This is a genomic window from Geodermatophilus amargosae, from assembly GCF_900116515.1.
GTDB classification, from domain to species: domain Bacteria; phylum Actinomycetota; class Actinomycetes; order Mycobacteriales; family Geodermatophilaceae; genus Geodermatophilus; species Geodermatophilus amargosae.
In genome coordinates this window covers 174,400-185,868 of sequence record NZ_FPBA01000006.1, presented here as the reverse complement: position 1 = coordinate 185,868, position 11,469 = coordinate 174,400, and the positions used below count along the sequence as shown (strand labels likewise).

The 11,469-nt window shown below is 69.3% G+C and carries 9 protein-coding genes; 4 read left to right on the top strand and 5 right to left on the bottom strand.

Annotation, left to right across the window (positions count from 1 at the left end; genetic code table 11):
- Positions 1–95: 95 nt before the first annotated feature.
- The 3 genes from BM414_RS11265 to BM414_RS11255 are packed head-to-tail and all read left to right on the top strand — an operon-like array spanning position 96 to position 3,573.
- Positions 96–1,898, top strand: a complete 1,803-nt coding sequence (locus tag BM414_RS11265) for a hypothetical protein (RefSeq protein ID WP_139245804.1) — start codon at positions 96–98, stop codon at positions 1,896–1,898.
- Positions 1,895–2,788 (top strand): hypothetical protein, encoded by an 894-nt coding sequence (locus tag BM414_RS11260; protein WP_093579523.1) that lies wholly within the window; start codon positions 1,895–1,897, stop codon positions 2,786–2,788. Before BM414_RS11265 ends, BM414_RS11260 begins: the two co-directional genes overlap by 4 nt.
- The gene (locus BM414_RS11255; protein WP_093579522.1) at positions 2,785–3,573 is read left to right on the top strand and encodes a DUF6339 family protein; all 789 of its coding nucleotides are present in this window, start codon (positions 2,785–2,787) and stop codon (positions 3,571–3,573) included. Before BM414_RS11260 ends, BM414_RS11255 begins: the two co-directional genes overlap by 4 nt.
- A 124-nt stretch (positions 3,574–3,697) precedes the next feature.
- Here BM414_RS11255 and BM414_RS11250 read toward each other — a convergent pair whose 3' ends face one another.
- Genes BM414_RS11250 through BM414_RS11240 form a run of 3 tightly spaced genes read right to left on the bottom strand, consistent with a single transcriptional unit; the run spans position 3,698 to position 6,380 of the window.
- Positions 3,698–4,816 (bottom strand): DNA cytosine methyltransferase, encoded by a 1,119-nt coding sequence (locus BM414_RS11250; RefSeq protein ID WP_093579521.1) that lies wholly within the window; start codon positions 4,814–4,816, stop codon positions 3,698–3,700.
- A gap of 9 nt (positions 4,817–4,825) precedes the next feature.
- Positions 4,826–5,305, bottom strand: a complete 480-nt coding sequence (locus BM414_RS11245) for a very short patch repair endonuclease (RefSeq protein WP_245784645.1) — start codon at positions 5,303–5,305, stop codon at positions 4,826–4,828.
- Positions 5,298–6,380, bottom strand: coding sequence for a DNA cytosine methyltransferase (locus tag BM414_RS11240; RefSeq protein ID WP_093579519.1), 1,083 nt, complete (start codon positions 6,378–6,380; stop codon positions 5,298–5,300). The genes BM414_RS11245 and BM414_RS11240 overlap by 8 nt, the downstream gene beginning before the upstream one ends.
- 672 nt (positions 6,381–7,052) lie before the next feature.
- Here BM414_RS11240 and BM414_RS11235 point away from each other — a divergent pair.
- Positions 7,053–8,849 carry a DUF2075 domain-containing protein gene (locus BM414_RS11235; protein ID WP_093579579.1) on the top strand — a complete coding sequence of 599 codons (1,797 nt, stop codon included), beginning with the start codon at positions 7,053–7,055 and terminating at the stop codon, positions 8,847–8,849.
- 44 nt (positions 8,850–8,893) lie between these two features.
- On the opposite strand, the gene BM414_RS11230 is transcribed toward BM414_RS11235, so the two are convergent.
- Both BM414_RS11230 and fmdA read right to left on the bottom strand, forming a co-directional pair.
- Entirely contained in the window at positions 8,894–10,138 is a 1,245-nt protein-coding gene (locus tag BM414_RS11230; protein ID WP_139245802.1) for a sensor domain-containing diguanylate cyclase, read from the bottom strand.
- 70 nt (positions 10,139–10,208) lie between these two features.
- Complete coding sequence (gene fmdA, locus BM414_RS11225) at positions 10,209–11,462, bottom strand: formamidase (protein WP_093579517.1); 1,254 nt, start codon at positions 11,460–11,462, stop codon at positions 10,209–10,211.
- Positions 11,463–11,469: the final 7 nt, after the last annotated feature.

Here is an 11,469-nt window from a genome sequence, read left to right as displayed (position 1 = left end):
CCCGCTGGTGGTCGCAGCCGTTCCCTCCGACGGGCGCCATCGCGTCCGAGGGCATCCGTAACCAACTCGGGCGGCCACCGGTAGACCCTCTGACCGTGTTCGTCCGCGAGACCGCTCAGAACTCGTGGGACGCGCGCCTCCCCGGCGTGGAAACCGCCTACCGCCTGGAACTGACAACCGTCGCGCCGACCCACCGGCCGACTTGGGAGCGGCTGCTCACCCCGCCGGCAGGTGCACAGGAACACCTGGGGGTCGGTCGCGCGGTGAGGACACCCAACCTCCGACTGCTCTCCGTCGTCGACCGTGGGACGAAGGGACTGGGCGGACCCACGCGGGCGGACCAGCTCGCCGTCGGTCGCCGTGACTGGATCTCCTTCGTCCTCAACGTGGGCGAGAAGCGGGACACCGAGATGGGCGGCGGCACGTACGGCTACGGCAAGGCGGTGCTTTACCGCTTGTCCCGTGTCGGCACCATTCTCGTCTACACGCGGACCCCAGAGGACCACTCCGGCCGGCTGTCGTCACGCCTCATCGGGATCGCACTGGGTAGCTCCTTCGACAGTTCCGCCCGGGTCGACACGGACAGCAGGCCCTTCACCGGGCGTCACTGGTGGGGAGACGTCCGCGAGGACCACGTCGAGCCCGTGGTCGGGAGCGAGGCGGACGACGTGGCCCGCGCTCTCGGTTTGACTCCGTTCGGCCCCGACGAGTCGGGAACCACCCTCGTCGTCATCGACCCGGACCTCGAGGAGTTCGAGACCCCCGACGAAGCCGCTCAGCACCTCGCCGAGACCATCGCCTGGCATCTGTGGCCGATCATGCTGCCCGAGCGAGGCGCTGAGCGCCTCGTCCCCAGCGTGGTGGCGAGCGGGCGCTCTTTCCCTGTGCCCGACCCCGCTCGTCTCTATCCGCTCCGGATGTTCGTCAACGCCTACCGCCGACTACCGACCGACTCTGCGACGACGTTGGAGAGTGGCAATCCCCGCAAGCGCCTGGGCCGCTTCGCACTGGAGAAGGCGGTCGTCGTCCCGATGGCACCCGATGCGGCGTCGGAGGCCGCCAGCTACGCGGGCGTAGAAGGGGATCCGCACCACGTGTGTCTGATGCGGTCACCTGAACTCGTCGTCAGGTACTACGAGGGCCCGACGACGAGCTCGGTGCACAGCGTCTATGCAGGCGTCTTTCGAGCCGATGACGAACTGGACTCCGTTTACGCCCGGTCGGAGCCGCCCACCCACGACAACTGGGTCCACGAACAGCTGACCGGGCACGAGCGCACCTTCGTCAAGGTCACCTTCACTCGGCTGCGGGAGCAGTTGGCCGTCTTCCGAGCCCCGGTGCAGCAGGCAGTGTCCACGACGTCCCGCGCGACGTTGGGCGCCGCCAGCAACTACCTGGGCGGCCTGGTCGCTGCGGCGTTCGCTGGTGTCGCCGGGGACGGCACGGCAAGGGCGACCGCGAGCCGTGGGGCCGGCTCGGGCACCACGACGACTGCGAGCCCTGGAAACGCGGATGGGCAGGGCTCGTCCACCAGGAGCGCGTCGAATGCGTCGGGGCGTGCACGTGTCACGGTCCTCAGCGAACCCCACATCGAGGAGTCGGACGGAGGCATCGTGTTGGTCGCGCGATACGGCGTCGCGGCTGAAGGCCCCGTCCGGCTGGACGCGCGCCTGTCGGTCGTCACGTGGGAGGGTCGGGAGGACGATCCTCCCGCCGGCGCCGCTCGACCGCGGGTCCTGCACTGGCTGGTCGGGCGGACCCGAATCGCCGGTGACGTCTGCACCGTCGAGGGTCCTGCCGAGGTGGACCTCCTGGTCGTCCCCGTACCCGATACCGCGACGGAGATGGACATCGTCGCTACACCTGTGATGGACCTCAGCGACGCAGGTGCGGCGTGACCCGGGTCTATCCGTACCTGCGGCCGCCTGCCGACGTCGTCACGACCGGCCCCTGGTCGCGTCTCACGCCGGACGGCAGCGAGCTCCTACCGGACACCCTCCTGGACTGGGACTACAGCACCACCTTGTCCCTGCACCGCCCGGTGACGGTGGACGGCCTTCGGCTTCGGCAGCTGAGCGGACTCGCCGAGGACGCCGAGGTCGATCTGAGCGTGCAGTGGTACTCGACCAGCTCGCTGCTGCGAGGCCAGGCATGGCGGCTGACCCTGCCCGTTGACGACGCGTTCGAGGCGCCGGTCGACTTCCGGCTCCCCGGAGACGACCTGGGGGGGACGCTTGAGTTGGTGACGAACGTCGTCCTGCGCGCACCGGGCTCCGGACGGTCACAAGCCGCGGCCCGGAGAGCGGGGAGCGTGCTCTGGTCCGACCGACAGCGCGTGCTCCTCGAGGGCGACAACACGCTGTTCCCCATCGCGACCGCCGACTTTCACGACCTGCCCTATCCGACCGGCGCGGGCTGGTACCTGCACATCGACGAAGACCTCGAGGGTGCGGCTCTCGGGTCGATCCTCTTGCTGGTCAACGAACGCCATGAGGTGGTCATGCGCGCTGTCGAGGCTGCCGCGTCACCCACCGAGGCCGATCGTCGGGTTCTCTCGACGCTGCGGGCGGATGTGCTCAGATCGCTGGTCGAACGAGCGCTCACTGACGAGGACTTGACGGAGGAGACCGATCACCCCGTCGGGTCTCTCGGCGCGTTGCTGACCACAGTCGTGCGAAATGCCTTTCCGGCATTCTCGATGGAGGCACTCCGCAGGGAGAGGCAGACGGCACCGGCGTTGTTCAGCAGCCGACTGCAGGAGACCGCACAGCTGCTGGTGGGTCCGTGAGCGTCCTCTATCCCCGCCTGCTCGGTGATGCCGCCCGCGGGTTGCACCAGAAGTACCTGCAGCTGTCGGTCGCCGAGCTCAGCGGTCGACACGAGCTGCGACACCCCTCGGCGGTGTTTGCCGCAACAGGTGGCCGGCGGGTCACCCTCGACGAGCTCGACCGTCTGCGCGGTGACGTGCTCGAGGTCGCGATGCGAGCGGGCTTCCCCGGCGAAGGCCGGCGACAAGAGCGCGTCACCTTCGACCTGGAGATCGCACAACTCCTGCACGAGCGCTGCGGTCTGGTCGCCGGCGAGGCAGCCGTGCGGCCGATCTGGGCCTTCCTCGCGTTGGTCCTGCTGCCCGACGTCTCTTACTGGCGGTACCCGCGTCCTCCGGGCGACCGCGTCCTGGGGACCGACATCACCCGCCATGTCTGGGGCCGGCTGTGGTGGCGCGCGCACCTCCTGGCCGTCCCGCAGCAGTACCGGCGGTACCGCCTCCTCGACACGTTCGGCGAGGCGGCCTTCGACCAGATCTTCGCTCGACGAAAATCGATCGGCGGCAGTCGCACCCTCGTCCGGATGCTCGCCGAGGTCTGGCCGTCGATCGATCGAGGCGGGGTCGCTGAGCGGGACGTGCTCATCGACGTTCTCAAGCGGCTGTCCCGATTGGGGGCTGTCATCGACTTCGAGTCACTCGACTTCGATCAGCTCCAACGCCAGGTCCAGGACGTGGCCGCTGAGTCAGCAGCCCTCCTGAGCGCCCGGGCCTTGGGTGCCGGACCCCGCCACGCCGAGGCCTGACCGCCCTCCCGCCCCAGGGCCCCGTCCCGAGATGGTGACGATTGCAGTCGGCTCGAGTCGTGCCTCGCTCGACGCCCAGCCCTCAGGCCGGGCGGCTTGAGGAGACGCGACGCCTGCCTCGGGATCAGTCGGAGGCGAGTCGACTGGCGATGACGTCGGCGATGGCCTTCGCCAGAGGTGGCGGCACGGCGTTCCCGATCTGCCGGGCAATCTCCGACTTACTGCCGCACCAGAGGTGGCGGTCGTCGAAGCCCTGGACGACCGCCGCCTCCGCATGCGTGAGCGCTCGGTTGACCTGTTCGCCGCCGTTCTGCCACTGCGGATGGAGAAATCGCCCCTTCTCGGGCCGGAAGAACTCCGTCCGGATGGTCACCGAAGGCTGATCCCACTGGAGTCGACCCAGGACGTCCCCGGCTCCCCTGGTGTGCCGCCGCCAACAGGGATATCGGAGTTCCTCGGGGAGGTCGAAGCGCCCTTGTCCTGGTGCAATGTGCGCATAACGGATCTCCGAGAGGAGGTCGTGGTTCCGTGTGACGTGTAAGTCCGGGAGCTTGAAGGCCCCCGGGACCTCGTGCCCCTGAAACTCGACGACGCTTTCGGGAAGCCATGCCTCGCGGACAATCGGCTCCAAGACGACCGATCCCTGGAGGAACGCCTCCCGCAGGCTGACCCATCGGTCCAGGTCCCCGCTTGGGGTCTTCGCGTGTGTCCGCCGGGGCTCATCGACCGGGCCGACCCGCGACCCCACGACGATGGTGCGGATGCGCTTCTGCGGCGTGCCGTGGTCAGCAGCGTTCAACCGGAAGACCTGGGTGTTGAAGTCGGCGAGTTCACCGTCCTCACTCGCCGCTTCTCGAAGCAGCCGGAACTCCCTGGTCTTGGCGAACCGGTCGACGTTCTCGAAGACGAACATCCGCGCGCCTGACTCGCGCACGACTCGGACGAATTCCCGCCACAGCTGGTTGCGGACGTCCGCCGGGTCACGTTTCCCGAGAGCGGAGAAGCCCTGACACGGCGGCCCACCGATGACGACGTCGACCTGGGGGACGTCGATGTAGCCGGTGATGTCGCCGGCGTGGGTGTGCACGCCCGTCGGGTCGAAGTTCGCGGCGTAGGTGGCGGCGGCAGCCCGGTCGATCTCCACGGCCCCTGCGCTCGTGAAGCTCCCCTGATCGAGGAACCCGCGAGTCATTCCTCCGCAGCCGGCGAACAGGTCCAGCAACGTAAAACCAACCCCCCGCACCGCCTCACGCTAGCCAGCGCTGTCGACGGTCCCCGACGCCGACTCGCCGTTCCCGGCAGCTGGCCGGGGCTGCAAGGCGCCCATCACCCGCTCCAGGGCCTCCTCCGGCGTCTCGTGCTCCCAGACCTCCACCACCGTCCAGCCGAGATTCTCAAGGTGAGCGCGAGTCTCCTCGTCCCGCATCTTGTTCTTCTCGATCTTCTGCCGCCACCAGGCGGCGTTCGACGCCGGCCAGGTGGCATGGACCGGGCAGCCGTGCCAAAAGCAGCCGTGGACGTTGATCGCGACCTGCGCCTTGGTGAACGCAATGTCGAGCTTTCGTCGCGGCATGCCCGGCACCGGCCAGCCGACCCGGTACCGCTTCCCCCTGCTGTGCAGGAGTCGTCGCAGCGCCAGCTCAGGACCCGTGTCGGCGCGCGCCTGTTTGCTCATCCGGGCGGCGACGCCGGGTGAGCTGGCGCCAGGACGCGAGGCGGTCTCCTCAGTCACGACCCGAGGGTTCGAGCAGCGAGTGCAAGTGGAGTGCGATGGCCCTGGCGAGCCCGGGCGGTACCGCGTTGCCGATCTGTCGAGCAATCTCGACGCGGTTACCCACGAACTCGAAGTCGTCGGGGAAAGACTGCAGTCGGGCCGCCTCGCGGTGGGTGATCGGACGATGCGCCTCGGGGTGCAAGTAGCGCCCCTTTTCCGGCTTGTAGAACTCGGTCCGTATGGTGCCGCTCGGTCGCTCCCACCACATCCGGCCCATGACATCAGTCGTCCCTGTTGGCTTCTCGAGCCAGCACCGAGGCGTGATCTCGGGAGCATTGCGCATCAAATCAAAACGATTTCCCCCGGGCGGGATGTGCGCGTATCGCTCGAGAGAGATGGGTCGGACGTTCCTGCCGAAGTGGAGGTCCTGTCGACCATCGGAGCCGACCCCCACGTCGGACCGCTCAGGTGTCCACGACAGGCCCTCGAACGCCTCCTCCACGGTGGAGTAGGGCCGCTGCGCCTTCGACTTGGGTCCGTGCGTGGCGGGGGGCGGCCACGGCACCGCTCCCACCTCCTTGACCGCCATGAAGATGCCGCGGCGTCGGATCTGCGGGACGCCGTAGTCAGCGGCATTGAGAACCCCGTAGGCGAACTGATACTCGCGCAGGTCCTCGTCCGTCACCATCAGCCGCAGCAGTTCCGCGAACTGAGCCGACTTCTGGAATTGCGGGACGTTCTCGATGACGAAGGCCCGCGGCCTTACCAGCCGCACCGCCCGCAGGTACTGCTCCCAGAGCGCGTTGAGCCGAGCGCGGGAGTCGGCGTCGCGGTTCTTGCCGAGTGGAGAGAACCCCTGGCAGGGAGGACCGCCCAGAACGACGTCAGCCTCCTCGAACTCGGACAGCTCTTCGATCGGACCATCATGTACCGGGCAGTCGAAGTTCTGCTTGAACGTGCGCGCAGCCGCCTGATCAACCTCGACGGCCTGGACAGGCACGAAGCCCTTCCGCGCCCGAGCGAAGCCGAGGCTCAATCCGCCCGCCCCCGCGAACAGATCAAGTGTGCGGATTTCATCCGGCGTCTCGCTCACCAGGCTCCCTTCGGTACAACAGTCGAAGCCTAGGTTGCCCGCGGGGTACGACGGTCTCGACCCGCCAGCGGCCAGACAGAGGCATCGACCTCACACGGAGCTGTCTGTTCGAGCGTCGCTCGTCGCAACGGCTTCACCCGCGGTACCGCCGTCGAACTCCGGCTGCGGGAGGCGCCCGAGCACCTGCAGCGGAAACGCGGCCGCCACGACGACATGACCGACCCGACGAACGCCTACACCGAAGACAACCGCGTCCGCCTCGTCCTGCAGGCCGGGGACAAAGTCGAGGACCCCGGCCAGCTTGCGCGCCCTCGGCTTCTGCGTGAGCGTCCAGCCTCAGTACATGGCCGACGGGTCCGCAAGGCCAGCATCGCAAGCCGCGCGGTGACATGGACGTCTACGGGCGACGAGCGAGCCGCGGCGCTGGCGGCCGAACAAGTTGCCGACAGCGCCGCGGTCCACGACGCGGCAACCTCAGGTGACCGAGGAGAGCGGAAACCGCATTTATAGTGACGCCGCGGCCCGACTGGCTTCCGATTCCTGGACATGCCCCCACCCGCACGTTGATTCGTGCTGCCCGGGGACAGGTCCTTGCCATTGCTTCGCACGTCTGCCGCCGGTCTCTCCGACCTCGCCCGCGCGGGTCGCCTGGGGACGACACTGGCTGCTCAGATGGCTCACCGCTACAACCGCACGGCGTCCGAGGCCGAGCGGCGGTCCTGGGACGCCAGCCTCGCCGCACTCGCCGCCGACCTCCAGCAGGCGCAGCTCGACGGCGTCGAGGTGCTGGTCGAGTACCAGCTGCCGCTGTCGAGCAAGCGGGTCGACGTCGTCCTCGTCGGCGAGCACCCGCAGCGTGGTGGTCCGTCCTACGTCGTCGTCGAGCTCAAACAGTGGACGCAGGCCACCTTGTTCGAGGACGAACCAGAGCTGGTCATCCAGCCCACCTACGGGCCGCGGCCGGTCCTGCACCCCGTGGCCCAGGTCCGCGGCTACGTCGAGTACATGCTCGACTTCCTCGGCGCACTGCACGGCACCTCCGACGTCCTCACCGGCGCTGCCTATCTACACAACGCCACCGACGACCGCGTGGGCGCGCTGCGCAACTACCCCCAGGACGAGCTCGGCCGGTTCTTCACTGCTCAGGACCGTGGCGACTTCTTGCGGTACCTGCGCAGCCGCCTCTCCCCGGTGAACGCGTCGATCCACGCCGACCGGCTGCTGCGCTCGTCGGTCGCCCCCAGTAGGCAACTGCTCGCCGTCGCCGCCGAGGAGCTGCGCACCCGGGAGCAATTCGTCCTCCTCGACGAGCAGAGGGTGGCCTTTGACCTAGTTCTGCACGAGGTGGAAAAGGCGCGGCGCGATGACGCGAAGAGCGTCGTCATCGTCTCCGGCGGACCGGGCACGGGGAAGAGCGTCATCGCGCTGTCACTGCTCGGTGAGCTGGGACGCCGCGGGGTGCGGGTTGTGCATGCAACCGGCTCGCGGTCCTTCACCCAGACGCTGCGCAAAGTCACCGGCGATCGGGCCCCGCGGACCCGCGCGCTCTTCCGATACTTCAACCAATTCATGGCGGCCGAGCGCAACGGCCTTGACGTTCTCGTCGCCGACGAGGCGCACCGCATCCGCGAGACCTCCGTCGATCGGTATACGCCCCGTGCGCTGCGCGGAGAACCGCGCCGGCAGATCGACGAGCTGATGGACGCCGCCCGGGTGCCGATCTTTCTGCTCGACCAACACCAGGTCGTCCGCCCCGGCGAGATGGGCACGATTGAGGACATCGAGAAGCATGCGCGCGAGCGCGGCCTTGACGTCCTTCAGGTCGACCTCGCGACGCAGTACCGCAGCGGTGGCAGCGCCGAGTACGTCGACTGGGTCGAGCGGCTTCTGGGACTGACACCCGGCGGACCGCAGCCGTGGACCGGCAACATCCGATTCGAGGTCCGAACGGCGCCGTCTCCCTCGGCCATGGAGCAGGCACTCGCCAACAAGCTGGCCGCTCACCAGAACGCGCGCATGGCCGCCGGCTACTGCTGGACCTGGAGCGACCCCCGGCCGGATGGTTCGCTCGTCCCCGACGTCCGCATCGGCGACTGGGCACGGCCGTGGAATCTCAAGGGCGACCGCTCCGTCGGCGGCGCGCCGCCGGCTCCGCTGTGGGCCTCTGACGAGCGGGGCTTCGGACAGGTCGGTTGCGTCTATACCGCCCAGGGATTTGAGTATGAATGGAACGGCGTCCTGCTCGGCCCGGACCTCGTGTGGCGCACCGACCGGTGGGTAGCCGTCCGCAGCGCCAACCGTGACCCCGACTTCCGGAGCACTACGCGGGTCAGCGACGCCGACTTTGACCTGCTGGTGCGCAATGTCTACAAAGTGCTGCTGACCCGCGGATTGCGTGGTGTCTACCTGTACTCCACCGACGCGGAGACTCAGCGCCTTCTTGAGGGCCTGATGAGCCCGATCAGCTGATCGCTCTGGGGCGGCGGGGTCAGCGCTGGCGAAGATGAAGGGAGCTAGGCCGGCAAGTCCTCGGCGTCAACCATGTGCAGGACGCCGCGGCCGCGCTCCTTGGCGCCGTACATCGCCCGGTCCGCCAGCGAGAGGACAGTGTCTAGCGTCGTCCCAGGTGTAGCCATCGCCAACCCGATGGAGGCCGACACCCGCACCGTCCGCCGTCCCACCTCGACCTCGTCCACCAGTACGGCAGCCAGCCCGTGCCCGATGGCCTCCGCCGCAGCAGCGTCCACCCCGGGCAGGACCGCCACGAACTCGTCCCCACCCAGCCGGCCGACCACCGCACCCGGCAGCTCCCTCCCCACGTGCCGGCGCAGCCGGTCGGCGAGCCGCACGAGCAGCTGGTCCCCCACCGCGTGCCCGCCGCGGTCGTTGACCTCCTTGAACCGGTCGACGTCCACGAACAGCACCGCTCCCCCGACGGCCAGCGCCGCGCGGCCGGTGTCGAGCAGGTGGCTGCGGTTGGCCAGCCCGGTCAGCGGGTCCTGCCGCGCCGAGCGCAGCAGCGCCTGCTTCCACCCGTCGGCCTTGGTGGCCACCGCGGTCAGCCGGTCCACCGTCTGCTGCAGCCGCACCGCCTGGTCCACATCCGCGTCCACGGTCAGCTCGGCCGTCGACGAGGTCAGCGTCTCCAGCACCGACTCCAGCGGCAGCCCGGCCGCCACCGCCTCCAGCGTCTTCCCCTGCGCGGCCAGCAGCCCGGCGTCCCACCGGTGCGCGGCCACCTGACGCCGCAGCGACAGCACGCTGCGCACCAGCCGGACCTGGATCTCGAGCACCTCGTACTCCGCCCGCGTGAACTCTCGCGGCTCGTCGTCGAACACGCCCAGCGAGCCCAGGACGAAGCCCTCCTCGTCGATCAGCGGCACCCCGAGGTAGGAACGGATTGCGCCGGCCGCCACCGCCGGGTTGTCGCGGAATACCGGGTGCACGAGCGCGTCGGTCACCTCCAGCGGCGCCCGCCTCGCCACCACGTACGCGCAGAACGACAGCTCGTCGGGCACGTGCGAGTACGGCGCCCCGGCGCCGTGCTCGGCCGCGTAGCACTGCTGGTCCGGGCCGACCAGGTTGATCATCGCGATCGGCGCGTCCACCGTCCGCGCCATGTACGCCACGACGGCGTCGAGGTCGGCGATCCCCGCGTGCCCGCCCAGCCGGTAACTCGCGATCGCAGCCAGCCGCGCCGGCTCGGCGACCGCCTCCCGCGGACTCGGCAGGAGGGGCGTCTCGGTCACGGCGCTCACGCGCGGCGACGCTAGCTGCCCTGCGTCACTTTCAGGACACGGAGCGGCACGGCGTCGTGCGCGGACCCGCTCAGGCGGACGACCTGGGCGCGCCCATCCCCGGGTCGATGCGCATTGGCCCAGAGGCCGACGGCTCGACGTCGAAGTCGAAGATCCCGGTCGGGATGTAGACGGTCGCGCAGGAGTTGGGGATGTCGACGACGCCGGACAGCCGGCCCTCGATCGGCGCGGAGCCCAGCAGCAGGTACGCCTGCTCGGGGCTGTAGCCGAACTTCGTCAGGTAGTCGATCGCGTGCAGGCAGGCGCGCTGGTAGGAGAGGTCGGAGTCCAGGTAGTGCTGCTCGTCGTCCAGCGTCACGGAGGTGCCCGAGAAGGCCAGCCACCGGTCGTAACGGGGCTCGACGTTGCCAGGCAGGAAGATCGCGTTCTCCGACACCCCGTAGGTCTGCATGCCGCCCTTGAGCAGATCGACGTGCAGGTCGATGAACCCGCCCATCTCGATGGCGCCGCAGAAGGTGATCTCGCCGTCGCCCTGCGAGAAGTGCAGGTCGCCCACCGACAGGTTCGCCCCCGGCACGAACACCGGGTAGAACACCCGGCTGCCCCGCGTGAAGTTCTTGATGTCCTGGTTGCCCCCGTTCTCCCGCGGCGGCGCGGTCCGGGCGGCCTCCGCCGCGGCCCGGTCGAAGGCCCCACCGGACAGCGAACCCAGGATCGCGTCGTCCGGCAGCGGCGGCAGGGCCAGCGGCGGGTTGCGGTCCGGGTCGGTGGCGATCAGCGCGCCCTCCCGCCGGTTCCAGCGCGCCAGCAGGTCCGCCGACGGTGCGGTGCCCATCAGCCCGGGATGGGTGATCCCGGTGTAGGACACCCCCGGCACGTGCCGCGACGTGGCCGTCTGCCCGCGGAAGTCCCAGATGGCCTTGTAGGCGTCGGGGAACTGGTCGGTGAGGAAACCGCCGCCGTTCGTCCTCGCGAAGATGCCGGTGTAGCCCCAGCCCTGGCCGGCCAGCGGGCCGGAGTCCTCCTGCGGGATCGGGCCCAGGTCCAGGATGTCGACGAGCAGCAGGTCCCCGGGCTCGGCTCCCTCCACCGCGATCGGCCCGGACAGTGCGTGCACCCGGGACAGCGGCGCGTCGCGGACGTCGTCGGCCGAGTCGTCGTTGTGGATGGCACCGTCGAACCACTCGCGGCAGTGCACCCGGAAGACATCGCCCGGGCGCACGGTGACCGCCGGCGGGATGTCGGGGTGCCAGCGGTTGTGGCCGACCAGCTCCTGGTCGGTGAACGACCTGCTGGAGTCGAGCGGGAAGACGACCTCGGGCACGGCGGAC